The organism is Corynebacterium provencense, from assembly GCA_900049755.1.
Taxonomy (GTDB): domain Bacteria; phylum Actinomycetota; class Actinomycetes; order Mycobacteriales; family Mycobacteriaceae; genus Corynebacterium; species Corynebacterium neomassiliense.
The window spans coordinates 757,376-782,031 of the sequence record LT160592.1; the positions used below are offsets into that span (position 1 = coordinate 757,376).

The following is a 24,656-nucleotide window of genomic DNA, read 5'->3' on the forward strand; positions in this document are numbered from 1 at the left end:
CTCCTTAGATGAACATCCGTTGCAGCAGCGCCGTCTTGGCTTGCTTGAGGGACTCGATGTACTGAGCCTCAGCGGCAATGAGGGAATCTAGCCGGGTAAACACTGCGCCGATGGCCTGTTGTTCTTCGAGGGTGGGTGGAATGAAGACTTCCAAGTTCTTTACTAAGGCGCCGGACAGATTACCTTGCCCGCCTTGCAGGTACGTGTCAGTGATGTTCTTCTTGTTCATCCTTAGCCATGCCACTAGGTAGGCAGCGTTAAACCCATCACGTGGAATTAGCGCGAGAATCGCCTGGTTAATGGCACCTTCAATCTTAGCTAGGCTTACTTCACCCGCAGTCGCACCATAAAGCGCGTAGAGCACCCACCCTGGCTGAACCATCTTGGCAGAACTGAAATGAAGCCCTGCCTCAGTAAGGGTTAACTCAGTGAATGAGCTAGAAATTTCTGAGGAACGGATAAAGGGGATGTCCCCACCGTAGAACGCGTTTGTGCCAACAGTAGGTGTTCCCCCAGAAAACGAGTCTGCGATTGCTCCTACCTTAACGACATCCCACTCACCGTCGAATCCCTCCAGCCGCAGCTCGGGCACTGTCTGGCCCTCCTGCGGGAACATGCACTGCATGAGCGCCGTCTTGGCCTGCTGCAGCGCCTTGTGCTTGAGCATGTGCTGGTTGATGGCCGCGTCGAGATTGGTGAAGATAGCGCCGATGGCCTGCTGTTCTTCGAGGGTGGGTGCAAGCGTAACGGGAACTTCCAGGAAGTCTTGAGCAGATATGTTGAGCAAGCCGTGGTTTCGCGCGCCTTCAGCGGAATTGGCTTCTACAAACCTATGCCAGCTGGAAGTTTCAAAGAAAGTGACTAGGAAATCTCCATCAATGGGTGGATGTTCCAAGAGTCGAAACACAATGTAGAGAGATGACAGGACGCCACGGTCGTACTTGTCGAGACGTTTTACAGTTCCAACAGGATGTCCGGCTGAAAAGCTTTTGTTATATGCAAATTCACCATTCTCTACGAGCAGATAGTTTCGGAGATTCGCACTGGCCACTCGATTGTTGAAGTAGGTGATCTGATCCACCAGACCGTACTGAGCAGAGATAGTAAGCGGTAGGGTGCTTTGCAGGTCTGTGTTCTTCCGCTGCACCCTTTCAGTGAAGGTGTTCAGAGGCACAGTCTCCCACTCACCATCGAAGCCCTCCAGCCGCAGTGCGGGTACGTTCTGCTTAGGCATCACGACCACCGCCCAGCAGCTCTTGCAGTGCAGTTACAGCCTGCATATCGGCAGTGTTGCCCGTGAGTCCACTGAGCAGGCTAGCCAGCTGCTGCTCCGTCTCGCGAATCTGCACGTCGAGGTCGGTCAGCGCTACCGCGTACTTGTCGTGCAGCGCCTGAACGCGGGCTGCAAGACCTGCAAGCACGTGACCAGGGATGTCCCGCAGGTCATCCATGAGTGCAGTGATCCACTTGGCGGTGAGCACTTCGTCTACCTGCGCGTCGGTGAGCGCTTCGATGGTGGCGTAGGTGTCTGCCTCAAGCTGCTGTTCGGCAACCTTGAGGTCCTTCTTGAGTGTGTCACGCTGCTCGATGAGGGCCTTGGCGCTGAGCATGACAGCCTCGACACTGCCCTCCGGCCAGGTCTGGCCCTTGGGTAGCTTCGGTAGCTCCTTGATGGCCTTCTTCAGTGCAGCAGCAGTGAAAGCATCCTGCTTATCGTTGAGTACCTCGGCCAGGTCGGTCTTGTCATCTTCGCTCAAGCTCTCGATGAGCTGCGTCAGCTCCGATACCGCTGTGTCTAGGTCACGGCTCAGCTGGGTTACTTGGTCCTTGAGCTGCGGCAGGTAGAGTTCCTGCACCAACTCATTGGGGGCGATACGCCCCTCCCAGCCGACCTGGACTTCTTCCTTCTTACCCTTGCGGGTCTTCATCTCCATGACAGGGTCGTTGACCCGCACGGCGTCTAGGCCTTCGGTCTGGATGACCTCTAGGTCAGCAGCAGTGTTGATCCAGCTGTCATGGAGAACCTGGTAGCCCTCGTAGGCATCAACCAGCGGTACAGGGTCGAGCCGGTCGAATAGGCCAGCCTTGAGCTGGTCTTCGGTGGTGTTGAGTGGCACGGTGGCGGCGCTGTCCACAAGCAGCGCATGCAGCTTCTCTGGCAGGTCAGATAGTGCTGCATTGACCTGGTCACGCAGTGCCTGAGCTGCAGGGTGCTGGTCGACAGCCTCACGGAGGTTAGTGGTGTTCAGCTCCGCGTAGCCATTGGCGTTTTCGGTGAACAGAGCCTCACGCAGACCAGGCAGCGCAGTCCAGTAGTGCTCCAGGGCGTCAATCTCCGACACTGGAATACCACCGTGCATGGTGGCGTACAGGTCTACAGCCTCCGGCGGCAGGGTGGCAGACACGTAGCGCGGAATGTTGAGGTTATGGTCGTTCTCGCGAATCTCGTCGCGGGTCACGACCTTAGCGAAGTGTGGCACGTCCTCACGGTTGTGGACAGCATCAACGATCCGCTGGATGTCGCGGGCACGCAGGTGGTTGTACTTACCCTGCTTAACGAAGCCTTGAGAAGCATCGATGAACAGCACGTCATCGCGGTCACGCTCCTGCTTGAGCACCAGGATGATGGTGGCAATGCCCGTGCCGTAGAAGATGTTGGAGGGCAGGCCGATGACGGCATCGATGTGGTTGGCCTCGATGAGATTGCGACGGATGTCAGCCTCAGAGCCACCACGGAACAACACGCCGTGCGGCAAGACGATGGTGAGAATACCGTCGGGCTTGACGTGGAACAGCTCATGCAGCAGGAAGGCGTAGTCAGCCTTGGTCTTGGGCGCCAGACCAAACCGTGAGAAGCGTGGGTCAGCCTCGTTACCTTCCGGCTCCCACTTCTGGGAATATGGCGGGTTGGAGACAACCGCGTCCACGTAGAGCGGCTGGTAGGTCTGCACCGGGTCGGACTCGTCGAACATTGGCCAGTCATGAGCCAGGCTGTCACCGTTGCGAGCGACAATATTGTCAGCCTTCACGCCACGCATGACCAGGTTCATTCGCGTGAGGTTGTACGTGTTCTCGCGCAGTTCCTGGGCAAAATACTTGATGCGGCTTGGGTCGCCCATGCGCTTGGCAACGGCTTGGCCGATATTGAGTAGCAGGGAGCCAGAGCCAGAGGTCGGGTCATAGATTTGAATCTCCTCGCGGCCCTTGAGGTGGTCGGCGACGATGTTGCTCATGATGAGCGAGACTTCGTGTGGGGTGTAGAACTCGCCCGCCTTCTTACCTGCGTTGGCCGCGAACTTCTCGATGAGGTACTCGTAAATGTAGCCGAGCACGTCATAGCCCTGCTTGCCGTCGGTGGGGATGTCGTCGATAAGCTCCAGTAGCTTTTTGATGGCAGCGGTTCGTGCGGTATCGGTAGTGCCGAGCTTGGACAGGCCGGTCTCAAGGGTGTTGAAGATGTCCTCGAAGACATGCTTGCGCTCTGGAGCAATGTTGCGCTTGAACGTGGCTAACCCTTCACGCACGTGCGCGATGGAGAAATCGTTGCCCATGTCCCGCCACGTGGAGTACAGGTTCTCGTAGGTGAGGAAGTATCCCAAGTTGTTGCGCACCAGGGATACAGTGTCGGTGTCCGTCTCAACCAGAGCATCAGGCAGGTCTTCCGGCTCAGCGTCGTTGAGTAGCAGGAACTGCTCGACCTGGTCCGAGAGGAACTTATAGAAGATGAAGCCGAGGATGTAATCCTTATACTCGTTGGCTTCAATTTTGGAGCGCATATTGTTGGCCGATTCCCAGATGCGGTTGGCCAGTTCTTGTTTGTTCACGAGGACCTCACTGTTCATAATCGCTCGATTATGGACACCTCTGGACGGAGAGGGTCGAGACGTGACTCGCAACGCCCGAAAGATGTTCCACAATCGCTGTTCTGGTTCTCCATTGTACCATAACTGACCAATTGACGATTATGGAACATATAGTTTCGCTTGTTGCGGTAACTACCCTGCACGGTGTCCGACCTTGTGCGAAGATTCCTGGCTCTTCTCGATTTAGAGTGCGTTGATCCGGTCCTGCAGCTGGCCGGAGTGGATCAGCGACCGCAAGATGTAGTGGTCGAGGTTCCTGAACCCTAGGGCGATGCCGCGTAGATGCTCCAGCCTGCCGTTGATGGCCTCGACCGGACCGTTGGATGCGCCGATATCGAAGTACGCCAGGATGTCGTGCCGTCGGCGCCACAGGGTCCGGCCGAGTTGCGCCAGCTCCTCCAGCCCCGTCGGTAGGCCCTTGCGCAGGGTGCCGATCACCCTGCCCATCAACTTCTTGCCCCGCGCTCTGTCCGGCTGACCATAGGCACTGACCAGGTCCTGGTAGAACTCCCAGGTCACCTGCAACGCGACGTAGTCATCGTCGGTGTCCCACAGCCGATCCAGGCGCTGGCGCTGCCGGTCGGTGAGGAAATCGGTCCTGGTCAGCAGCGCCCGGCGGTGCTTGTACAGCGGATCGTCTTTCTGCCCCCGACGTCCGGTGGTTTCTCGCTGCAGGCGTTGCCGACACCCGCTGAGCTTCTCTGCAGCCAGGTGGACGACGTGGAACGGGTCCATGACTTTGCGCGCCGCAGGGAGAGAGTGGTCGACGGCGGTGGCGTAGCCGGTGAACCCGTCCATCGTCACGACCTGCACCCCGGCCCGGAAGTCCGGGTCCCGCTCACCCAGCCAGGTTTTCAGGACGTCTGCGGACCGCCCCGGGCGCATGTCGATCAGACGTGCCGGGCCTGCCCCGTCGGTCAGCGGGGTCAGGTCCACCAGCACGGTGACCATCGAAGACGGCTCGCCGGGTCGGCGGGTGTGTTTCCAGACGTGCTCATCGACGCCGAGGACCCGGACCCCAGCCAGGTGGGAGGGGTCAGCGTAGACCATGCTCCGGGCCGCGGTGACGGCGACGGTATTGACCAACTCCCAGCCGATTCCGAGAGCCTTCGCCGTGGCGGCCACGCTCATACGGTCGATGGCGAGGCGTTGGAGGATCCAGCGGGTCACCCGGTGGGTGAGTTTCGCCCCGTCGTCAGCGCAGGCCAGTGAGGTCTGGAAGATCTTCCTGCTGCAGGTGGGGTTGGTGCATGTGAAGCGGGGTACCCGGACGTTCAGGCGGGTGGGGAACCCCACGACCGGTAGGTCGACGAGTCGACGTCGGATGTGGTCCCGCTTCACCCCAGGCATCGCGCAGTCCGGGCAGGTGTCGGCTACGTCCACCGGCTCGGCGTTGATGATGGTGAGGGTGCCGGCGTCGGCGGCATCGGTGATCGTCAGACCGAGTTCTGCGGTGCGGCAGATGGTGTCGGCGACGAGGTTGCCAGTAGGGTGCACGGTAGGGTCCTGGTTCGGTCAGATGGAAGCTTCGCAACTCTCATCTTGTACCGGCCAGGGCCTCTGTATGTTGTACCACCCCGCGTCCCGCCCTTCAGCTATCTACGCACTCCGAACCGCGAAGAGCCAGATTCCTACCGAACGTCGTGGTTGAGACAAAAAGAGTCCCCTCCCCCGAGGGACTCACGAAAGTTGCCCTCCCCCCGAGCAACAGTGGCTCCCACGGCGTTCTCCATACGCTGAAAAAATAAGCCCTACCTGCCATGAGTGGCAGGTAGGGCTTAAGCGCACATGTGTCGATTGCAGAGCTATTTCTATCAGTAATTGCGGAAAATGTAAACGCCGAACTCACCGCTGAAGCGTTCGGAGCCCTCGACCGAGAAGTCGTGCTTAAGGTCGCGCACGAAGCCAGCGTAGTCGAAGTACCTCTGTGCCAGCTCGTCCCATCCGCTCATGTCGATGGTCTGGTCGATGAGGTCATAGGCGAAGTCCTCCCACGTATCCCAGTGGCCGCTGTAGGCCTCCATGAAGTCGGAGACGCAGGGTGTGCCATGACTGTCTTCGGTGTACATCCCGGTCGTCACCCAGGCGCACAGGGCGGGCCACAGGTGTTCAGCGTCCAACTCGATGTAAACCTCACCCCATCGGGTGGCTTCGAGCAGGTCCATCTCCCCGCTTGTGGGCATGTTGTCGATGTCGAAGCACCAGAGTTCCTCGCACTCGGGTGTGCTCAGGTACCCACCGTCGCGGTGGATGCGCTCGACGTCGAAGACGTGCGGGGCGTCGGCGATGTCGGCAGCGTCGTACCAGGCACCGACCAGGCGGCCGGAGTTGTAGCAGTGCAGACACCCAGCCCACACGCGCGGGGCGTGAGTGTGGATGGAGGGGGTGGTCGTGGGCAGGGACATGGGACGGCCTCTCTTGTGAGTGGGTGTAGGTCACTTCTGTCCCCGGATGCGGCTCTGCCGCTTCTGTACGGTGATCTACGACTTCCAGACCACTTTCACGCGCTCCGGCTCGAAAGATTTTGCCCCAGGCGTGCCACGCGTAATGTGGATCGCCATCAGCAGATGAACGAGGCGCCGCTGGTCCTCGATCGAAGCCCCCACCCACCATGCGGGAAAGTCCACAGCGTCGGCGATGTCCGCCAGGATGGGGTCAGCCGTGGTCGGCATCGTCAGTTCCTGGACCTCGACGTCGACAGCCTCGATCTGCTGGCTGAACTTGTTCTCAAGCCTCACGAAGGCAGACGTGTCCATAGCTCCGTCGACGACGTGCTGTTCCAGCTCCTCCCTGCGGGCAAGTAGTGCGGCTCGTCGGGCCACCAGTTCCTGAAGCCTATCGCCGGTCTCGTCGCTGTCGTCCGGACACAAAGCGACACGGAGGACGTCGAAAGCGTCCGGCTTGGCCATGCGGGCAAAGACGACCTTCTCAATGAAGTCGTCTACGTCGTCGGTGACCGACGTGTGGGTGGCTCCGGCGACCTCGCGCTTGCACGCGTAGTAGTGCGCTCGGCCACCTTTCCGCGCCCGTGTGCGGTGATACATCGGCGCTCCGCAAGAGCACTTGAGCACGCCAGAGAGAAACTTGGTGGGAGCGGCCCCGGCGTGAGCGGTACGCCGAGAGGGATCGTTAAGGACAGCGCCTACCTGGGCGAACAACTCATCATCGATGATGGCAGGCCAGGAGCCCCTACCAACAACCTGGCGGTCTTTGACCAGTCGGTAGCCGGTTTCGGGGTCAGTTGGGTTGAAGGTGGACTTGCCGTTGGCGCGGGGATTCAACAGCAGGTCACGCAGGGTGTAGGCGCTCATGGGTGCGCCAAGCGTCGTAGTCAGACCGCGCGAGTTAATCATGCGCGCAGCCTCGCGGAGTGTCTTGCCACTCACGACCATGCGCGCGGCCTCCTGGAGCGCCTCGGCTTCGGCGGGCACGATGGTCACCGCGTCTGCCTCGTAGCCGAACATGCGTCGGCCACCGGTCTTCGGTCGGCCTGTGCGGGCACGGTCCTCGTAGGCTGACCTGATTCGCGCTGCACGGTCGATACTTTCTTGCTCGGCAATGAGCCCAAGGATGACGATGACCAGCCGGGAGGTCGGGTCGGAAGGGTCGATACTGTAGCCGCGCGTGGCTTTCACCTTCACGCCATGGTGCTCGCAGAGCTCGAAGAGTGTGAGCGTATCTTTTGTCCGTCTCGCGAGTCGGTCTAAGGCGTAGACATAGACAGTGTCGATGTCACCAGCCTCGATGGTCTGGAGCAGGCGCTCGTATTCAGGTCGGCGGGAACCGGAGAAGGCGGAGATGTTGTTGTCGACGAACTTGCCGTCGGGGATGATCACAGCCTCGTCGGCTTCAGCGAGCTTGGTGCATAGGTGAACCTGGCGCTTTACGCCCGCCTCCTCTTTCTTGTCCAACGAGATACGTGCGTAGATGGCGGCACGGGGGTGCGGTGAGTCGGTCATACACCCCATCGTACCCACTACCCTGGTTCAAAATTCCCCGACCCGGTGGCGCCGATACACAGTCCGTGGGGGCCGATCCCGCCTTTCGCGGCTTCCCTGATGTCGAGGTAGACCGGGGCACCTCCCGACGTACCGACCGGTGCCCGTAGCTCTCCTCCGGGCAGGTCGAGCAGCGACCTCTCCTGCCGGTGACGGCACCGGGACCTGCACAACGCCGCCAGTTCCACATCGCTGAGACTGTCGGCGACGGCGAAAGGACGCCACCCGTCGACTGTCCATGCAGACAGCACCCCGTCCTCGGCGCGGAGAAGCAGACCCCCGTCGCGGGCAGCGTCCTCGGTCGCCCGGTCGGGGTGGGCTACGACGGCGCACCCCACTTCTCTGCCGGCGGCAGTGTCCTTGTTCTGTCCCACCGGCGTGGCCGGCGGTCCACCGTGCAGGAAGCAGACGGACAACGGACCATGGTGCGGCAACCAGCGGTCGTGCGGACCTGTGACAGTCACAGTGTCCTCGTCCTGCATGACCAGTGCACCCTGCACTGCCCTGACCAGCCCGGACGCGTCCTTACCGGTGACCGCCACCACAGGAAACTCGCGCAGGTCGACGGCGACCGGAGCCTCGACGGTGGCATGGCGGATCGCCAGGTCTCTCAGGGACATCGCGCACACAGGTTCAAGGTCCTCGGGCGGGGTGTCCACAGGAATGTCGAGCGGGTCGTCCGGAGCCTGGACCGCTGTCCCGATGCGCACGACCCCCGGCTCCCGGTCCGTCCCGTTGATCCTCTCGTCGTCCCCTGTGACGAAGGTCCAGAGGGCCCCAGGGTGGGGGTGCCTGGCGAGTGCCTGCTCCACCTGTTCTCTCCTGGAGCGTCGGAGCCCGTCGGAGAGAGCGTCAAGATGACGGTGGTAGCTGCGACGGGTCTCGTCGACATCCTGACCGCCCGGTTGGAACATCATCAACATGCTCCCCACGAGCATCAACGGGAAAAGGAATGTGGTCGGATTCCTCGCCATGCCAGACAGCACCATCGCCGCGACCATGCCCAGCACGGCGACAAGCATCACCGCAGGCATGAGTACGCGGAGGAAAGGCTGCCGGCTCTTCGGCAGGGACGGTGGTGGCTGGGTCTGCACCTGTGTTCCCCCTTGTCACAGATCCCCGTCGCCGGACGGTCCCCTGCACCCCTCGCGCAGCCCCCCGACGAACTTCTGACCGGAACTGTACCGGAAAAACGGCTGTACGGTAAGGGCCGGCTCGCCTACACTCGTCGTCGTACGTCGCGTCACGGGGGCCGCAGCGGATCACCGCAGGGGGTCGGGAGAAGGGGACGCGGAAGTCCGTACCGCGGTACACGTCGCGGACAGTTCAGGGGGAATATCACGGATGATCGCAGTCAGCATCACAGTTGTCACCGACGGAGGGGACGCACGGGGACGGGTCGTGGAGGCCACGGTCTCCGACGTTCTCCCGGTCGCCGAACTACTGCCGCACCTGGTGGACGCACTGCCCGGGGAGCACTGGCGGCTCGTCGGTCCGGGAGGGGTGCTCAGACCGGAGCTCGGTCTGGGGGAGGCGGGGGTCAGACCCGGGGAACGTCTCGAACTGACGCGGGACGCTGTTCCTGCACCTCCACCGGACACGGTGGAACAGCTGAGCACTGTCATTCCTCCCAGCCCCGCGGTACATGTGGCTGCCGTGGCCGCGGCCGGGTTGACGGTAGCCCTGCCACCGCTCTGGGCGGGGACGCCGGCGTGGCACCCTCTGGAGGTCACTGAACGCGCCCGGTCCGTCTTCGACGGTACCGGCGATCCCGGGGGTGTCACTGCCACGGTCTGTACGGTCTTCACCGTCTTTGCCGCGGTGGCGGTGGCGGCGTGCAGTCTGCACGACCGTCGTCTGACCCCCGTCGCTGCACTGCTGGCCTTCGGGAGCGGGCTGCAGGTCAATGTGCTCACCGGGTGTGTTCTCGCGGCATGCGCGGTGTGGCGGTCCGGGCCGGAGCGGGTGTTCACGGTGTGTCTGGCCCTGGCGGCCGCGGTCAACTTCTGGCCGGGGGTGACTGTGTTGGCCGGGATGGTCGTCCTCGTGTTCTCCGGACAGCTCGCCCTGGGCGTGGCAGGGGTTCCCCTGCCACGCATACCGGCGACCGGACTGTTCCACGGGTCAGAACAGGCTGGGTCAGAACAGGCTGGGCCAGTACAGGCTGGGTCAGTGAAGGCTGGGCCCGGAGGCCACGGCGAAGCTGGCCGACACGGGATCCACGACAGATCCGACAGATCCGGCAGATCCGGTGGACGCCACGGCCAGGCCGTGGAAGAGGGTGGACCGGGGAATGACGGACACCCCACCACGGCGTCCGCCCTGACCACCCACGCCGCGCTTGTCCTGGCGGCATGCACCGTGATCTGTGCCGGCGTGTTCCAGTTGATACCGCCGGGCTCGCGTCCGGACTGGCAGACAGTGGCGGGCGGTCTGGCCGTCGCTGCCGCCGGACTGTCCGCGCGTTTACAACTCTAAGTGTGTAAGAGACAGGGCACAGTGTCCCCCTCCCGCATGACCCGGGCACCCCGCACTGCCCCCATCCGCCCGGCCGCGGCCTTTCCCGTGGCCCCCCCCCCACGCGCCCTGCTGTTCTCAGCCTTTGTGGGGGAACCCTTCCCCCGCGGGCGCCCCCGCGCGGTCCCGGCCTTATCTATTATAAAGGTCAAAATGTGTAAAAGGGACAGGTCCACGCCGTGTCCGTGACGCTCACCGCCACGCTGGTGTTCAGCTGGACGTTGATGCACTGCCCGGGTCTGTGGCCGGTGCTGGCGCCACTTCCTGTGGTGCTTCCCCTGATCCGGGTCCGGTCCCCTCTTGTCGGCCGGGTCACCGATGTCGTGGAGACGGTCGCCTTTGCTGTGGCCGTACCCCTGCTCATCTCGACGACCGGAGTCTTCGGTCTGGTCAGGGGGCTCGGATGACCAGGGGCCGGCGGAGCCGCCGATCCTGTGTCTCGGGAGTGCCCCCGGTCGGTGCTGTCGCCCTCGCCCTGACCGTGGTCACCTCTCTGGCAGTGGTGCCGACGGCGAATCCCCAGTCTGTCCGGTGTGCGGTCGCCGCCGAAGGCGGCACTCTGCCGGTGGACGTCCCCCTCCCCCACGACCGGGCCACCGGTGCCGGGGTGGCGGTGGCGGTGGTGGACACCGGGGCGTCCTCCCCGGGGGTGGTGGCCGGTGACGGCCGGGAAGGGTCGGGGGACCTGGACCACTGCGTACTCCACGGCACAGCAGTGGCGGGGGTCATAAGGTCGGTCGCTCCGGACTCGCTCGTTGTGTCGCACCGCCAGCTCACCGACCATGGTGGCGGTACCGTGGCTGGGCTCGTCGACGCACTTGACCGCGCTGTAGCGAATTCCGGAGGTCCCGGTGCACCCGGTTCTCCCCGCGTGCGGGTCGTCAACATGTCGCTGGTTGCCTGTCAGGACACCGCGGAACTGCGTCGGGCGGTCGCCGACGCGGAGAATGCGGGACTTCTGGTTGTCGCCGCAGCGGGGAACTCCGGACAGTGCGGTGCAGACCAGCAACCCTTCCCTGCCTCTCTCCCGGGGGTCCTGGCTGTGGGCGGGGTCGAGATGCGGCACCCGGATCCGGCGACCCTGGATGATCTGGGGAGGGGACGCCGCACCGCGGAGTATTCACTCCCGGGCCCCTGGGTGGAGATCGCTGCGCCCGGCGGTCCCGTTTCCACGGTCCTGGACACCGGCGGCAGGACCGTGACAGTGGTAGGCGACCCTGAACCGTTCATCGGCACGAGTTTCGCCGCTCCGGTGGTGGCCGCCACAGCTGCGCTGGTGTGGCAGGTCCGGCCGGAGCTGACCCCGCAACAGGTCAGAACTCTGCTGGTGGAGTCCGCCAGTCCGGGCCCGGTGCCCGTGGTCGATCCGTCTGCTGCGGTGACCGCAGCATCCGCCGGGGAACCGGTCCGGACAGACGGGGATGCACGACCTGCTCCCGCTGTGCCTGCCACGATGCCGGCGACGACTCCCCCTCACCTGCGTGATCCGCGGGTTCCCACCACGCTCGCACTGCTGGTCTCAGCCATTGTGGTGGGAACCGTCATCCGCCGGCGTCCCCGCGCGGTACCGGACATGCGTACACGGTGAAGTTCAGTCCGTGCCCCGCGCGTGCGGCTGACAGTTCCCCTCCGTCCGGCAGGGCGTCGATGACTCTCCAGGGCACGACCACAGGTAGCTCCCCGTCGCCGAGAACACCGAGAGCGTCCAGTTCTTCCTGCGAAGGCACCGAATACCGGATTCCTGATGCACTGACCAGTGCGAATCCCCGCTCGGTGGCAAGTGCCACGGTGCCGCGGGGCCCGTCGTACAGTCCGGTGCCGGAACCGGTGCCGGCGGAATGCTCCGCACGGGATTCTCCCAGGGACGGTCTCTCCACGAGGCGCACACCTGCACAGACCTCGCCCACCTGCCGGAACACGAGCCCGGCCGGGACATGTTCGAGCGCCCGGGCACCCGGGAGTCTCAGCACCGTACCGAGGTCTGATGCCACCGGAGGCGACGGTGACAGGGCTTCGGCGACCGCCCGGCGCGCCCCGTTGACCTCAGCCATTCCGCCGGCGGTGGCGACAAAGGCACGGTCTCCGGCGGTGACCAGGGTGCCGGGGGCGAACGGGGTATCCTGGGCGGCCGGATCCGCGCCCGCGGGCCCCGCGGGAAGGACAACGTCGGGTCCCCTGTCCAGTACGGCGACGACAGTGTCCGCGGTCTCCACCGGTACTGCGCCGAACGCACGCGCCACGGTGTCCCCCTTGTCAGGGATCAGCATCCGTCGTCCGTCGACGGCCAACCACCACCCGGACGGTGCGACGAGGATCTGGGGTCCGGCATCGACCGAGGCGTCCGTGGCTACGACGGTGTCTGCACAGTAGAACCAGTCTGTGGCGGATCCTCCGGGCACCGGTGACAGGCCCGGTACATCGGGGATACCGACCGGGGGACCGGCCGGCAGATCTGCCAGTTCCGATGCGGTGGCCTTGTCCACGTTCTCCGCGGAACCGAGCAGCAGACGTGCGGAGGCTACGTTGGTGACCGGGTGGAATCTCTCCCCGAGCCGGACATGCAGGGTTCCGGTCTCATCTGTGACCAGGAGAGCGTCTCCGACCGAGGGTGCGGGACGCAGCAGAGCCGTGAGCGCCACACCGCCTGCGACCAGGAGTGCGAGCAGGACTCCGACCCCGGTCGCACGGCGCTGGGTTCGCAGCGGGTCATGCGCCATTCGTGGGTCTCCGGTGACCAGTGCAAGTTCGGTGCGACGCAGGATGAACGAGTATCCGGACACCTGCAGACCTGTTGTTCTCATGTGTGTTCTCCCCCCGGCGGGTCCCCGGTGATCCCCTGACGCACCACCCCCTGACACTGCGGCACATCGTCATGTACATTCTGATCTGAAAGATACATCAGGGGAGGCTTTCAGGGGAGGCCTGCCGGGGACTGCCTCGGGGGAAGGGGTGCAGGGGTGTTGGGTACGGTGACAGCCGTGACAGCTGCGGTCGGTACAGGTGTGCTGGCGGGTCAGGGGTACAGGAGAGTGCAGGACGCCGCAACAACCGCGGAGGCACGTCCGGTGTGGTTCCATGTGCATCCGCCCCATGTGTCGCTGTGGGGGGCGCGCGGACCGGTGAGCATTGACCGGTCGCTTGTCGACAGGTTGTCAGCGGGGATGCGGTCGGAGTCGCGTCCTGTCCTGGCGACGGCTCCTCCTCCCCGGCCGGTGGGGCCGGTGCAGCGGACGTATGCGGGACTGGCGGCGTTGGGACGCCCGTCAACGCGTTGTCTGGTCGGGGTTTCCGGGCCGGGCGGGGCGCTCATGCCGTGGGCGGCGGCGGGATGTGGTCTGCTCGCCAGGGAGATTCCGGTGCTGCCGGCGGCTGCGCAGGTGGTGTCCGGGACCGTCGTCGCTGATCCGCTGCCGGGGTGGATGGTGGGGACCGACGGTGGCGGGATCCCGGTGACCGTCAATCTTCCACCGGGGTCCACGGTTGTGATCTGCGGTGAGGGAGGCCCGGGGCTGGTGGAGACACTTCCCGCCACGGGACGCTGTGAGGGCGGTGACGTGACCGTTGTAGACGGTACCGGGCAGCGTGTCGACGATCTGGTCTCCCGGTGGAGGGACGCCTGGCATCCCCAGTCGTGCAGGGTAGTCCTGGCACCCTCACCGACCGTCCCTGTGGGGGTGTACGCGGACGTCGTTGTCGACGTGGACGTCGGGGAACTGCGTTGCGGGCACCGGGTGACCGGGTTCCGGCCACTTCCGTTGTTCTGAGTGCCTGCTGCAGACACACTCCCTGCCCCATAGACTGTGACCCCATGCTGACCTCCCTGTCGACCACGATGGAGCGCCGTCAGGTCGGCCTGTACCTGACCGCCCTGACTGTCGGCGCTGCAGCAGGGTTGATCTCACCGGGAGTTCCGGAGGCCGCCGGACTCGTCGTGGAGCCGGTACTGGGGCTGCTGCTGTTCACCACTTTTCTTGCTGTACCTTTCGGCAGACTGGGGGCGGCTGTCCGGGATCTGCGGTTCCTGTGTGCGGTCACGGCAGTCAATTTCCTGTGTGTCCCACCGGTGGTGTGGCTCCTGACCCGGCCCCTCTCCTGGACAGAAACGGGCATCGACCATGTCGACCACGTCGACCACGTCGCCCTTGTCGTGGGTGTCCACCTGGTGCTGCTGGCGCCGTGCGTCGACTACGTCATCGTTTTCACGGGACTGGCGGGAGGAGCCGCTGACCGGTTGCTGACCGCCACTCCCCTGCTGATGCTCACACAGATGCTGCTGCTTCCGGTGCTGCTGGGGCTGTTCACCGGTCCAGAGGTGGTGGAAGCGCTGGATCCCGGTCCGTTCATCTCGGCGTTCCTGTGGTTGATAGTGGTGCCGATGACTGCTGCTGCGGCAACCCAGTGGCTGGCTGCGAGGCCGAGTGGTCCGGGCAGGGCAGGTCACTGCATTTCAGAGGCGTGCGGGGTGCTGACTGTGCCGTTGATGATGCTGACCCTGGCGGTGGTTGTGGCGTCCCAGATCGGCGCCGTCCTCGCCCACTGGCGGGAACTGGCGGCGGTCATCCCGGTTTTCGTGGCATTTTCGGCGGTGATGCCCGTCATCGGCGCGATGGTGGGCAGGGTTGCGGGGTTGGGTGTGGCGTCGCGGAGGGCCGTGGTGTTCACGGCGGTGACCCGTAATTCTCTGGTGGTCCTGCCCACGGCGCTGACGTTGCCGCCGGTGTTCTCTGCTGCGCCTCTGGTGGTGGTCACCCAGACCCTGGTCGAACTGGTGGTGATGGTGGTGATGGTCCGCGTGGTCCCGCTGCTGGTCAGGTAGGTTTGCTGGAGGTGTCTACGGTGCGAGGTGGTAGAGGGTGAGACCCCATCCGACGGTGGACTGTCCTACAACGTCCAGGCCTGCCTGACCGAAGAGGACACGGTGTGCCGCATCGGTCCGTGAGCCTCCACCGTAGAGGGTGAAGTCAAGGAGATCCTCCTCATAGTCGTGGTCGTGCGCGAGCCGTTCATCGAGAACTCTGCCGAACAGCAGCACTGTCGCACTGGTGCCGGCCGCCCGACTGAGGATGTGCACTGCATCGGCGTCAGGATATCGGGACAGGCCGCCGGTGATGAGGGTGGCGTCGACCCGGCGGGACGGCGGACTGAGCGGACTTCCCGGCTCGAAGGTGATCCGGTCATCGGCGTCAAGGTCGGGCCTGACGGCGGATGCTGAACTGATCTCGGCCGGTGTTGCGAGCACGACCACCTCCAGTTCCGGATGTCGGCGGGTGAGCGCTCCGGCGACGTCGACGGCTGCCCTGCCGGTGACACGCAGGGTGCGGATGTCCCCGAACACGGGTTCTTCCGCGAGGGGGGAGGTCGACCAGGAACTGTCCTCGGATTCTGCGGTCATCTGCTCGTTGAGCAGTTCCGGGGTGGACTGCAGCAGTTCGTGGAATTCCGTGCCGAACCAACGGGGATAGTCACCGGTTCCGGTTCTGACCGCTGCGGGCAGCGCCAGCAGGCCTGCCTCTCTGCGGGAATGGACTCCCCCGAGTCTGAGCCGGTCGATGAGGGTGTCATCGTCGAGGGCCGCCCCGGCGCGGGTCAGCCGGTAGCTTCTGCCCGCAGGACCGGAAGCGGAAGCGGGGCCGGGGGACGCCGGAGTCTCCGCAGGTTCGTCCGGACCGACAGCCTCCACGAGGTCCAGTGAGCTGAGGTACCTGAGCAGCTTTCCCAGACCGACCGGGTCGGCACCTGTGGCGTCGACGAGTTCCGGCAGAGTCCGGTCCCCGGATGCGAGTGCGGGGCCGAGTCCGAGTGTGGCGGCGACACGGACAGCGATTCCCGGGAAAATCTCGGTGAGTTCGTGGAACTTCTCTGCGGAGTTCTCGGCGGTGTCGTCGACGACCTCTTCCCGCCGTCAGTAGCCGGAAATGTCCACCTGCTCACGCGGCAGACTCTTCTCCCGTCTCAGCCAGCGACGGATAGGCACGAGTGTGAGGGTTTCGGCCGCCACCCAGGCGAAGACTCTGCCGTCCCACCATTCGCAACCGGTGATGGCGTCGTAGAGCGCCGTGGTGGTCCCGGCTTCTGCCCCGTTGCGGGGCAGCCAGGTGACCTCCACCCCGACCGGGTGATCCAGGTCCTGGATGTGGTCGTCCCGGTCCACTTCGATGAACACCTGTCCGCGGGTGTCGGGGGACATCTCCTCGAGCCATCTCCCGATGGCGGGCAGAGCTGTCTCGTCACCGCCGATGAGCAGCCAGTCAGCTCCTTCAGGCTGCAGTGCGCACGCTTTGGGGCCGGCAATCTGGATCCGTTCCCCGGGTTGCACGGTGTACGCCCACCGGGTAGCTGGACCGACACCGTGCCGGACGAAGTCCACGTCGATCTCACCGTGGTCACCGGCATCGGGACGCCACTTCCGGATCGTGTAGCTCCGGTTCACCGCCAGCTCGTCGGTGGGCCAGTTGAGGACGCCGTCTGCCTGTGTGGGGGCTGGTGTCGGGGCGTCCGCGGGAAGGTCGGGGTGTCTGAGAATGAACTTGCAGTGGTCGTCGAATCCGTCGCAGTGGATCTCTTCGACGGGGTACCCGTTGGCTGCGGTGTGTGCCCTGAGCCCGGGGCCGCCGAGGGTGATCCGTCGCATCCCGGGTGTCACGTCGGCGACGCGCAGCACCTCGAGAGTGCGCGTGGTGATCGGGTGGATCGTCATGGGGCGCAGGGAGCGTGGCATGTGTCACTGTCCTTCACTGTCAAGGGCTTCTGCCGGGGCAGCTGTCGCTTTCCGTGAACGCCGTTCCGGCCGCGTCCACGTACCGCCGGTCAACGCCGGGGAGTACGCTCACCGTGGTTTACCAGTAGCTTCACGCCGTTGTTCCGGCACCCGGACTGACAGAGTAGGTTAGTCAGCAGGAACTGTGACGGGTGTGCGTAAAGTGACATCCACTGTTCCCGCCACGTCTGTCGACAATGACCACCACACCTCGACCACAGGATTTCACCGATGCCACTTCCCCGGTCGGCGGACACCGCCGCGGCGCTCGTCCACATTCCCTCCACCGATCTGGCTGAGCGCGTGCACACCGGGGAGCACCTGCTGCTCTGGCAGGTCCGGGGAGAGTCCGACTTCCGTCTCCGGACACCGACGGACAGCACAGCCGAGCACCGGCAGCTCACCGCGGGACATGCGCTCTGGCTGCCTGCCGGCGTCCTTCACTCGGTCCACGTGAACGCGAACTCGACGATGATCCCCACCTTCTACCCGGTCGCGTCGACGGCGACACGGTTGTCCGGACCCGTGGTGGTTCCGGTCGATCCGGTTCTGCAGGTGCTCATCCTCGCCCAGCTGCAGCAGACCACCACCGCCATCAGACCCCGGGCGAACATCAGCCGTCAGGTGCTCTCCCTTCTGGAGGACGCCCCGAAGATCATGGACTCGCTGCCCACGCCAACCAGTTCTCCGGCCCGCACCATCGCCGAGGCGATCAGGTTCAACCCCGGCGACGAACGCACTCTCGCTGAACTCGCAGAGTCTGTACACACTTCCCTGCGCACCGTCCAACGACAGTTCACGGCAGAGACGGGAATCAGCATCCGGCAGTGGCGGACGCGGGTCCGTCTGACGGCCGCAGCCCAGCTGCTCCGCGCCGGGGGCACCCTCGCAGCGGTCGCCAACAGGGTGGGCTACGCGGATGTCTCCTCATTCTGCCGGGCATTCAAGGCCCACCATTCCATGACGACCGGGGAATACCTGCGCAGGTACGGCAGAAACTGACGGTCGGTCCCGGTCAGGCGGACCCGGTCAGGCGGTCCCGGTCAGGCGGGCCCGTCCGGCACCTCACATGGCTGTGCCGCTCACACCACCGGTTCCCGCTTCACCCGGGTCTCCAGGGCCCGCGCCGCGAGCTCCCCGTCCGCGGGGTAGTCCACGGCCACGAGGTTCAGCCCGCACGCCGGAGCCACCGGCACCTGCGGGCTGCGCGAGCGTTGACCCAGCAGTTCACCGGTGAACCCCGCGTCGCGGCGTCCTTCCCCCACCGTCAGCACCGCGCCGACCAGGGAGCGCACCATGGACCAGCAGAAGGCGTCGGCTACGACGGTCGCCTCGAAGGTCTCCGGCTCCGTCCCACTGGACACGTCCCGCCAGGTGAACTCCTGGAGGTCCCGAACCGTCGTCGAGCCTTCCCGGTACCGGCAGAAGGCGGCGAAATCGTGAAGCCCCACCAGGATGTCGGACGCCGTCTGCACTGCCCCGAGGTCGACGGTGTGACGCCACCTGGCGGTGTCCCGTACGCGCAGCGGGGACGGGCCCGTCAGAGACGTGGTGACCCGGTACCGGTAGTGACGTCGCAGCGCCGAGAACCTGGCGTCGAAACCCTTCGGCGCCTCCACAGCCCCGTGCAGCCTCACATCGGCCGGCAGGATTCTCGACAGCCGCCGCACCAGGTCCCCGGGACTCTGCAGCGAACGTTGACCGAACGACGACACCGGGACGTCGACATGTGCGACCTGGCCCTCGGCGTGCACGCCGGCGTCCGTCCTCCCCGCAACCACGAGTTCGACCGGGGTGCGCAGCACCATCGAGAGACTGTCCTCCAGGACAGCCTGGACCGTACGCAGTCCCGCCTGTGGGCCTTTCTGACGGGCCCATCCGTGGAAGTCGGTGCCGTCGTAGGCGATGTCGAGGCGCACCCTCACCGTTCCGCCGGCTGCGCGTTCAACTCGGTTCTCACGATCAACACGATCGACACGATCAACACGATCAACACTGCTGTCCCGTGATGTCAACGTTCGCTCTCCTCCCGCCCGAATCCGTCGAGTGATGCGCTGCTCGGCTGCCCGGCCCTGGCCTCCCTGTGCATCCTCTCCATCTCCACCACCCGGAGCCGTTCCCGGTCGGCGGCCCCGCCCAGACTGAACATGCCGAGCCCGAATACGACGGTCCACAGGGTCAACGTGTCCAGGGCGACCCGTTCGAACGCCCCGGGCATCACGTCGCGTCCGGAGAACACCAGTGTCAGCGCACCGACAATGGACAGGAACTCCATCACCCGCGTGACCGGAACATACGCCCCGTAGATCAGCGGGTGGGCGTCCCCGGTCGTCTCAGCGTGACGGGTCGCCGAATCGACGAGGACCTCCATGGCCCCCCACACCGACAGGAGGTACAGGACCAGGAAGACATCGTGCGCCACCGGGTACCTGTCCACGGTCACGACCCCGGACGCGCAGGTCATCAGTCCGGAAAACGCCAGCAGCCCGGAGGTTCCGTAGACCCCCCGGTCACCGTCCCTGCGGGCCGCGAAAACCATCACCGCTGCGGCGACGAGGACCGCGACACCCGACAGGACAACTGTCAGGGCGGTGAACCCGTGGACCGGATTACAGACGAAACGTGTTCCGTAGGAGTCCCGGAGTACGCCACACGTCGACGCGACCAGGTCAGAGGGTCGGTTGTCCATCAGGGAGAACATTCCGCGCCACCGCAGCATCCCCACAATCTGGCCGACCAGCAGCAGCACGCCGCTGACGACGAGAAGGACGCCGGCAGTTCGGTACGAGACGGGACTGTGCAGTGTTGACCGCGGAGACAGCGGGGACATTGTCCCGATTCTAGCAGCGCACGTGCGAGCGCCCGCCCCCGGTCATCCGGGGACGGGCGCACACGTACACGGAGCCCGGGCCTGAGGTCAGGCCCCGGACCGGGTCACTTCTTCTCTTCGACCTTGTCGTCGTTCTCAGCGGGAGCTTCCGCGGTCTCGGCGGCGTCCTCAGCCTCGACCTCGGCGGCCTCGGCGGCGGCGTCGGCGTCGGTGGACTCCTCAGCCTCAACCTCGGGAGCGTCCTCGACCGGCGCGGTCTTGGCGGCAGCCCTGGTCGCACGCTCTGCCTCGGTGGAGGCGAGCTCCTCGAGGACCAGCGAGATCTGGCTCACCGGGGCGTTGTCGCCACGGCGGTTCTCCAGCTTGATGATCCGGGTGTAGCCACCGGGACGACCTTCGAACTTCGGGGCGAGCTCATTGAACAGGTAGGTGACAACCGGCTTGTTCGGGATGAGCTTGAGCACGTTGCGGCGGTCGGCCACGGTGCCCTTCTTCGCCTTGGTGATGATCTTCTCGACGTACGGGCGCAGCAGCTTGGCCTTGGCGTCCGTGGTCTTGATGGCGCCGTGCTCGATGAGCTGAGCTGCCAGGTTGGCGAGAATCTTCTTCTGGTGGGAAGCAGATCCGCCTAGGCGGGCACCCTTCTTCGGGGTAGGCATAACTTCTCCTCGTGAATTTCTTGTGAGCGCTGTGCGGCGGTCAACCTGCGGGGCCGACCGACGCGGAAAGCTACTTCAGGTTCCGGGGAACCCGGTTCAGCCCTATTCGGCGATGTCCTCGCCCTCGGTGTCCAGGAACTCACCGGACTCCGGGTCGTAGCCCTCGATATCGTTGATGTCGAAGCCCTCCGGCGCGTCCTTGAGACCCAGGCCCAGCTCGGCGAGCTTGACCTTGACCTCGTTGATGGACTTCTGACCGAAGTTCCGGATGTCCAGCAGATCGGACTCGGTACGGCTGGCAAGCTCACCGACCGTGTGAATGTCCTCACGCTTGAGGCAGTTGTACGAGCGGACGGAGAAGTCGAGGTCCTCGATGGGCAGGCTGTAGGCGGCGATGTGCTCCGTCTCCTGCGGGGACGGGCCGATCTCGATACCTTCAGCCTCGGTGTTCAGCTCGCGCGCCAGGCCGAACAGCTCCACCAGGGTTCCGCCGGCGGACGCCATGGCGTCCCGGGCGGTGATGGAGTTCTTCGTCTCGACGTCGATGACCAGCTTGTCGAAGTCCGTGCGCTGTTCGACACGGGTGGCCTCGACCTTGTAGCTGACCTTGAGCACCGGGGAGTAGATCTGGTCGACAGGGATCCTGCCGATCTCCCCCGTCGTCGGGGCGGCCGGGACGTAGCCGCGACCGCGCTCGACGACGAGCTCGATGTCCAGCTTGCCCTGCTCGTTCAGGGTGGCGATGTGCAGGTCCGGGTTGTGGACCTCCACACCGGCGGGAACGACCACGTCAGCACCGGTGACGGTACCGAGGCCCTCCTTACGGATGTACATGGTGACCGGCTCTTCAGAATCCGAGGACAGAACCAGGGACTTGATGTTCAGGATGATGTCGGAGACATCCTCCTTGACACCCGGGATGGTGGTGAACTCGTGGAGCACACCCTCGATCCGGATGGAGGTCACCGCAGCGCCCGGGATGGACGACAGCAGGGTACGGCGCAGCGAGTTGCCGAGGGTGTAGCCGAAGCCGGGCTCCAGAGGTTCGATGACGAACCTGGAACGCGACGGGCTGATGTACTCCTCGGTGAGCTGGGGGCGCTGGGAAATCAGCATCGGGGAACTTCTCCTTCTCGGCGTCCGCTATTTGACGCCGCATGAGGTGAACAGGTGAACCGGACGGTCCCTTTTACTTGGAGTAGAACTCGACGATGAGCTGCTCCTGCAGCGGAACGTCGATCTGGGCGCGCTCGGGCAGCTGGTGCACGAGGATGCGCAGGGTGGACGGCACGACCTGCAGCCAGGCCGGGACGACGGAGTCAAGCAGGTTCTCCTGGGCCTCCTCGAACCACAGCATCGACCGGGAACGGTCCCGGACGTCGATGATGTCGTACTGGGAGACCTGGTAGGAGGGCACGTTGGTCTTCTTGCCGTTCACGGTGAAGTGACCGTGGGAGACAAGCTGGCGGGCCTGGCGACGGGTACGCGCCAGCCCCGCACGGTAGACCACGTTGTCCAGCCGGGACTCCAGCAGGATGACGAGGTTGTCACCGGTCTTGCCGGGACGACGGTTCGCCTCTGCGTAGTAGCGGCGGAACTGCTTCTCCATGACGCCGTAGGTGAAGCGGGCCTTCTGCTTCTCCTGCAGCTGGGTGAGGTACTCGGACTCCTTGATGCGACCGCGGCCGGCCTGTCCGGGCGGGTACGGGCGACGCTCGAAGGAGCGGTCTCCACCGACGAGGTCGACGCGGAGACGGCGGGACTTGCGGGTTGCGGAACCGGTGTAACGGGCCATTTCTCTTCCCTATCCTTTCTACTAGACGCGACGACGCTTCGGCGGACGGCAGCCGTTGTGGGGCTGAGGCGTCACGTCGGAGATCGTTCCGACCTCAAGGCCGGCGGTGGACAGGGAACGGATGGCGGTCTCGCGGCCGGAGCCCGGCCCCTTGACGAAAACGTCGACCTTCTTCATGCCGTGCTCCATCGCCTTGCGGGCGGCGGACTCGGCGGCCATCTGGGCCGCGAACGGGGTGGACTTACGTGAGCCCTTGAACCCGACATGCCCGGAGGACGCCCACGAAATGACGGCGCCCTTCTCGTCCGTGATGGAGACGATAGTGTTGTTGAAGGTGGACTTGATGTACGCGGCGCCGTGCGCCACGTTCTTCTTGACGACGCGGCGGCCGGTACGGCGCGCGCCCGAGCGTGCTTTCGGGGGCATCTCTTACTTCTTCTTTCCTGCGATCGTCTTCTTCGGGCCCTTACGGGTGCGAGCATTGGTCTTGGTCCGCTGGCCACGGACGGGGAGACCGCGACGGTGGCGGAGTCCCTGGTAGCAGCCGATCTCGATCTTGCGGCGGATGTCGGCGGCGACCTCACGGCGGAGGTCACCCTCGACCTTCCAGGAGGACTCGATGACGTCCTTGAGAGCGGAGACCTGCTCGTCGGTCAGGTCCTTTGAGCGCAGGTCCGGGGAGATGCCGGTCTTCTCCAGCAGCTCGGCGGCACGGGCGGGGCCGATGCCGTAGATGTAGGTGAGTGCGATCTCCATACGCTTGTCGCGGGGGAGATCAACACCAGCAAGGCGTGCCATGTGGCAGGTTCCTTCCGGATGATTGGCGGCGGTTTGCTCCGCACACATCCCGACGTCCCACGGTGGGGTCGTCCGGGCTCCGGCCGCCGCGGCCGGAGGTGGGCCCTGTGTCAGCACCGTCGGCGACGGTCACAGGATGGTGGACGGAGGCGAATGTTCTGACTGCCGAACCAACGGCAGGAGAAAGACTGAGGATCCGCTGTCGGTCTACTTGTAGCGGTAGACGATGCGGCCGCGCGTCAGGTCGTAGGGCGACAGCTCCACGACCACACGGTCCTCGGGAAGGATACGGATGTAGTGCTGACGCATCTTGCCGGAGATGTGGGCGAGCACCTTGTGCCCGTTGTCCAGTTCCACGCGGAACATTGCGTTCGGCAGGGGCTCGACAATCTTGCCCTCGACTTCGATGGCGCCTTCCTTCTTAGCCATATCCTCCACTTTTCCAGGTCAGGGCAGCTCACCGACATCTTGCCGGGGCCGGAGCCTCACCACACGTTCTGGTTCGGACGGCGTCCACGCCTGAGAAACCGCGACCGCTGAACGATCAGGGAATCCACGTGTACACCAGAGGAAGAGCTTACGGCATGACGCCCCGGCACGCCAACCCGCCGGGCCGGCGCCGGCAGCGCGTAGGGATGTCAGTGGCGGGCGGTGAGGATGCGGGGCCCCTCCGCCGTCGCTGCCACGGTGTGCTCCCAGTGGGACGCCGGCGAGCCGTCGAGTGTCTTGACGCCCCACTCATCGGGAAGCACGTAGGAGTCCATCGTACCGAGTGCGAGCATCGGCTCGATGGCGAGTGTGGACCCTACCTCGATCAGGGGGCCCTTACCGGGGCGTCCCTCATTGGACAGGTACGGGTCCTCGTGCATCTCGTGCCCGATGCCGTGTCCACCGTAGCCGTCGACGATGAACAGAGGCACACCGAATTTGTCGGACGCCGCGGTTGTCGCGGCCTCCAGTGCCCACGAGATGTCGGTGAGGCGGTTGCCCGGGACCATGGCTCTGATCCCCTCGTAGAGCACGTACTCTGTGGCCTCGTTCAGCCTTCGTGTGTCATCGGCGAGTTCGCCGATACCGAAGGTCCAGGCGGAGTCCCCCACCCAGCCGTCAAGGGTGGCACCGCAGTCGATGGAGACCAGGTCACCGTCCTTCAGGACGGTTTCCCTGTCCGGGATACCGTGGACGATCATGTCATTGACGGAGGAACAGATGCTCCCCGGGAATCCGCCGTAACCCTTGAAGGTCGGCACCGCTCCCGCGTCCCGGATCGTGGCCTCTGCCACCGCATCAAGTTCCAGGGTTGACACTCCCGGCCCGGCGGCGGCTCTGACCGCCTGCAGGGCACGGCCGACGATTTCGCCGGCGGCCTGCATCGCGTCGAGCTCGAGCGGGGTCTTCCCCCGGATGACCTTGTGTGAACGGCGGAAGCCCACGGTGCT

The 24,656-nt window shown here is 64.7% G+C and carries 24 protein-coding genes; 6 read left to right on the plus strand and 18 right to left on the minus strand.

Annotated elements, in window-relative coordinates; translation table 11 throughout:
• Positions 1-4: 4 nt before the first annotated feature.
• The 6 genes from BN3906_RS03455 to BN3906_RS03480 all read right to left on the minus strand — a co-directional run bounded on the left by BN3906_RS03455 (position 5) and on the right by BN3906_RS03480 (position 8,955).
• Positions 5-1,234, minus strand: a complete 1,230-nt coding sequence (locus BN3906_RS03455; protein WP_078057213.1) for a restriction endonuclease subunit S — start codon at positions 1,232-1,234, stop codon at positions 5-7.
• Positions 1,227-3,824: a type I restriction-modification system subunit M gene (locus BN3906_RS03460; RefSeq protein ID WP_066585987.1), complete on the minus strand. Its 2,598-nt coding sequence runs from the start codon at positions 3,822-3,824 to the stop codon at positions 1,227-1,229. The genes BN3906_RS03455 and BN3906_RS03460 overlap by 8 nt, the downstream gene beginning before the upstream one ends.
• 222 nt (positions 3,825-4,046) lie before the next feature.
• A complete protein-coding gene (locus tag BN3906_RS03465; RefSeq protein ID WP_025253818.1) occupies positions 4,047-5,360 on the minus strand; it encodes an ISL3 family transposase in 1,314 nt (437 codons plus the stop codon).
• A gap of 317 nt (positions 5,361-5,677) precedes the next feature.
• A complete protein-coding gene (locus BN3906_RS03470; protein ID WP_066584129.1) occupies positions 5,678-6,268 on the minus strand; it encodes an antirestriction protein ArdA in 591 nt (196 codons plus the stop codon).
• A 75-nt stretch (positions 6,269-6,343) separates the two neighbouring features.
• On the minus strand, positions 6,344-7,822 hold the full coding sequence (locus BN3906_RS03475; protein WP_066585989.1) for a recombinase family protein: 1,479 nt from the start codon (positions 7,820-7,822) through the stop codon (positions 6,344-6,346).
• 17 nt (positions 7,823-7,839) lie between these two features.
• Positions 7,840-8,955, minus strand: coding sequence for a hypothetical protein (locus tag BN3906_RS03480; protein ID WP_261796814.1), 1,116 nt, complete (start codon positions 8,953-8,955; stop codon positions 7,840-7,842).
• A gap of 250 nt (positions 8,956-9,205) precedes the next feature.
• Here BN3906_RS03480 and BN3906_RS03485 point away from each other — a divergent pair, with 250 nt between their 5' ends.
• The 3 genes from BN3906_RS03485 to BN3906_RS03495 all read left to right on the plus strand — a co-directional run bounded on the left by BN3906_RS03485 (position 9,206) and on the right by BN3906_RS03495 (position 11,966).
• Positions 9,206-10,339, plus strand: coding sequence for an EsaB/YukD family protein (locus BN3906_RS03485; protein WP_066584145.1), 1,134 nt, complete (start codon positions 9,206-9,208; stop codon positions 10,337-10,339).
• A gap of 218 nt (positions 10,340-10,557) precedes the next feature.
• Positions 10,558-10,785, plus strand: coding sequence for a hypothetical protein (locus tag BN3906_RS03490; RefSeq protein WP_066584148.1), 228 nt, complete (start codon positions 10,558-10,560; stop codon positions 10,783-10,785).
• Positions 10,786-10,823: 38 nt separating this feature from the next.
• Complete coding sequence (locus tag BN3906_RS03495) at positions 10,824-11,966, plus strand: S8 family serine peptidase (RefSeq protein WP_261796815.1); 1,143 nt, start codon at positions 10,824-10,826, stop codon at positions 11,964-11,966.
• Here BN3906_RS03495 and eccB read toward each other — a convergent pair.
• A complete protein-coding gene (gene eccB / locus BN3906_RS03500) occupies positions 11,920-13,179 on the minus strand; it encodes a type VII secretion protein EccB (RefSeq protein WP_066584157.1) in 1,260 nt (419 codons plus the stop codon). The genes BN3906_RS03495 and eccB overlap by 47 nt on opposite strands.
• Positions 13,180-13,356: 177 nt before the next feature.
• Between eccB and BN3906_RS14365 the strand changes: the two genes are divergently transcribed.
• Both BN3906_RS14365 and BN3906_RS03510 read left to right on the plus strand, forming a co-directional pair.
• Positions 13,357-14,142 carry a hypothetical protein gene (locus BN3906_RS14365; protein ID WP_227871187.1) on the plus strand — a complete coding sequence of 262 codons (786 nt, stop codon included), beginning with the start codon at positions 13,357-13,359 and terminating at the stop codon, positions 14,140-14,142.
• A 44-nt stretch (positions 14,143-14,186) separates the two neighbouring features.
• Positions 14,187-15,194, plus strand: a complete 1,008-nt coding sequence (locus BN3906_RS03510) for an arsenic resistance protein (protein ID WP_066584162.1) — start codon at positions 14,187-14,189, stop codon at positions 15,192-15,194.
• A 15-nt stretch (positions 15,195-15,209) separates the two neighbouring features.
• Here BN3906_RS03510 and BN3906_RS14990 read toward each other — a convergent pair whose 3' ends face one another.
• On the minus strand, positions 15,210-16,058 hold the full coding sequence (locus tag BN3906_RS14990) for a methyltransferase (RefSeq protein WP_261796816.1): 849 nt from the start codon (positions 16,056-16,058) through the stop codon (positions 15,210-15,212).
• Between the two features lie 222 nt (positions 16,059-16,280).
• Entirely contained in the window at positions 16,281-17,096 is an 816-nt protein-coding gene (locus BN3906_RS14995) for a siderophore-interacting protein (protein ID WP_261796817.1), read from the minus strand.
• A gap of 270 nt (positions 17,097-17,366) precedes the next feature.
• Between BN3906_RS14995 and BN3906_RS03520 the strand changes: the two genes are divergently transcribed.
• Complete coding sequence (locus BN3906_RS03520; RefSeq protein WP_066584164.1) at positions 17,367-18,137, plus strand: helix-turn-helix transcriptional regulator; 771 nt, start codon at positions 17,367-17,369, stop codon at positions 18,135-18,137.
• A gap of 80 nt (positions 18,138-18,217) precedes the next feature.
• Here BN3906_RS03520 and BN3906_RS03525 read toward each other — a convergent pair whose 3' ends face one another.
• The 9 genes from BN3906_RS03525 to map form a co-directional block, all read right to left on the minus strand.
• Entirely contained in the window at positions 18,218-19,060 is an 843-nt protein-coding gene (locus BN3906_RS03525) for a tRNA pseudouridine synthase A (RefSeq protein ID WP_187119882.1), read from the minus strand.
• A gap of 86 nt (positions 19,061-19,146) precedes the next feature.
• Positions 19,147-19,965 (minus strand): hypothetical protein, encoded by an 819-nt coding sequence (locus tag BN3906_RS03530; protein WP_227871186.1) that lies wholly within the window; start codon positions 19,963-19,965, stop codon positions 19,147-19,149.
• Positions 19,966-20,069: 104 nt separating this feature from the next.
• Positions 20,070-20,624, minus strand: coding sequence for a 50S ribosomal protein L17 (gene rplQ, locus BN3906_RS03535; RefSeq protein ID WP_066584168.1), 555 nt, complete (start codon positions 20,622-20,624; stop codon positions 20,070-20,072).
• 102 nt (positions 20,625-20,726) lie between these two features.
• Positions 20,727-21,740 (minus strand): DNA-directed RNA polymerase subunit alpha, encoded by a 1,014-nt coding sequence (locus BN3906_RS03540; protein ID WP_066584172.1) that lies wholly within the window; start codon positions 21,738-21,740, stop codon positions 20,727-20,729.
• Positions 21,741-21,813: 73 nt separating this feature from the next.
• Positions 21,814-22,419 (minus strand): 30S ribosomal protein S4, encoded by a 606-nt coding sequence (gene rpsD, locus BN3906_RS03545; RefSeq protein WP_066584173.1) that lies wholly within the window; start codon positions 22,417-22,419, stop codon positions 21,814-21,816.
• Positions 22,420-22,440: 21 nt separating this feature from the next.
• The gene (gene rpsK, locus BN3906_RS03550; protein WP_066584182.1) at positions 22,441-22,845 is read right to left on the minus strand and encodes a 30S ribosomal protein S11; all 405 of its coding nucleotides are present in this window, start codon (positions 22,843-22,845) and stop codon (positions 22,441-22,443) included.
• A gap of 3 nt (positions 22,846-22,848) precedes the next feature.
• The gene (rpsM, locus tag BN3906_RS03555; protein WP_066584184.1) at positions 22,849-23,217 is read right to left on the minus strand and encodes a 30S ribosomal protein S13; all 369 of its coding nucleotides are present in this window, start codon (positions 23,215-23,217) and stop codon (positions 22,849-22,851) included.
• A 207-nt stretch (positions 23,218-23,424) separates the two neighbouring features.
• Positions 23,425-23,646 (minus strand): translation initiation factor IF-1, encoded by a 222-nt coding sequence (infA, locus tag BN3906_RS03560; protein ID WP_014010831.1) that lies wholly within the window; start codon positions 23,644-23,646, stop codon positions 23,425-23,427.
• Positions 23,647-23,855: 209 nt separating this feature from the next.
• A complete protein-coding gene (gene map, locus BN3906_RS03565) occupies positions 23,856-24,650 on the minus strand; it encodes a type I methionyl aminopeptidase (RefSeq protein ID WP_066584187.1) in 795 nt (264 codons plus the stop codon).
• Positions 24,651-24,656 lie beyond the last annotated feature (6 nt).

Excerpts from the sequence above, each read along its gene's own strand:
- BN3906_RS03455 (WP_078057213.1), bottom strand. The coding sequence starts at position 1,234 with ATGCCTAAGCAGAACGTACCCGCACTGCGGCTGGAGGGCTTCGATGGT.
- BN3906_RS03470 (WP_066584129.1), bottom strand. The coding sequence starts at position 6,268 with ATGTCCCTGCCCACGACCACCCCCTCCATCCACACTCACGCCCCGCGC.
- BN3906_RS03475 (WP_066585989.1), bottom strand. The coding sequence starts at position 7,822 with ATGACCGACTCACCGCACCCCCGTGCCGCCATCTACGCACGTATCTCG.
- BN3906_RS03485 (WP_066584145.1), top strand. The coding sequence starts at position 9,206 with ATGATCGCAGTCAGCATCACAGTTGTCACCGACGGAGGGGACGCACGG.
- eccB (WP_066584157.1), bottom strand. The coding sequence starts at position 13,179 with ATGAGAACAACAGGTCTGCAGGTGTCCGGATACTCGTTCATCCTGCGT.
- BN3906_RS03510 (WP_066584162.1), top strand. The coding sequence starts at position 14,187 with ATGCTGACCTCCCTGTCGACCACGATGGAGCGCCGTCAGGTCGGCCTG.
- BN3906_RS14995 (WP_261796817.1), bottom strand. The coding sequence starts at position 17,096 with ATGCCACGCTCCCTGCGCCCCATGACGATCCACCCGATCACCACGCGC.
- BN3906_RS03520 (WP_066584164.1), top strand. The coding sequence starts at position 17,367 with ATGCCACTTCCCCGGTCGGCGGACACCGCCGCGGCGCTCGTCCACATT.
- BN3906_RS03530 (WP_227871186.1), bottom strand. The coding sequence starts at position 19,965 with ATGTCCCCGCTGTCTCCGCGGTCAACACTGCACAGTCCCGTCTCGTAC.
- rplQ (WP_066584168.1), bottom strand. The coding sequence starts at position 20,624 with ATGCCTACCCCGAAGAAGGGTGCCCGCCTAGGCGGATCTGCTTCCCAC.
- BN3906_RS03540 (WP_066584172.1), bottom strand. The coding sequence starts at position 21,740 with ATGCTGATTTCCCAGCGCCCCCAGCTCACCGAGGAGTACATCAGCCCG.
- rpsD (WP_066584173.1), bottom strand. The coding sequence starts at position 22,419 with ATGGCCCGTTACACCGGTTCCGCAACCCGCAAGTCCCGCCGTCTCCGC.
- rpsK (WP_066584182.1), bottom strand. The coding sequence starts at position 22,845 with ATGCCCCCGAAAGCACGCTCGGGCGCGCGCCGTACCGGCCGCCGCGTC.
- rpsM (WP_066584184.1), bottom strand. The coding sequence starts at position 23,217 with ATGGCACGCCTTGCTGGTGTTGATCTCCCCCGCGACAAGCGTATGGAG.
- infA (WP_014010831.1), bottom strand. The coding sequence starts at position 23,646 with ATGGCTAAGAAGGAAGGCGCCATCGAAGTCGAGGGCAAGATTGTCGAG.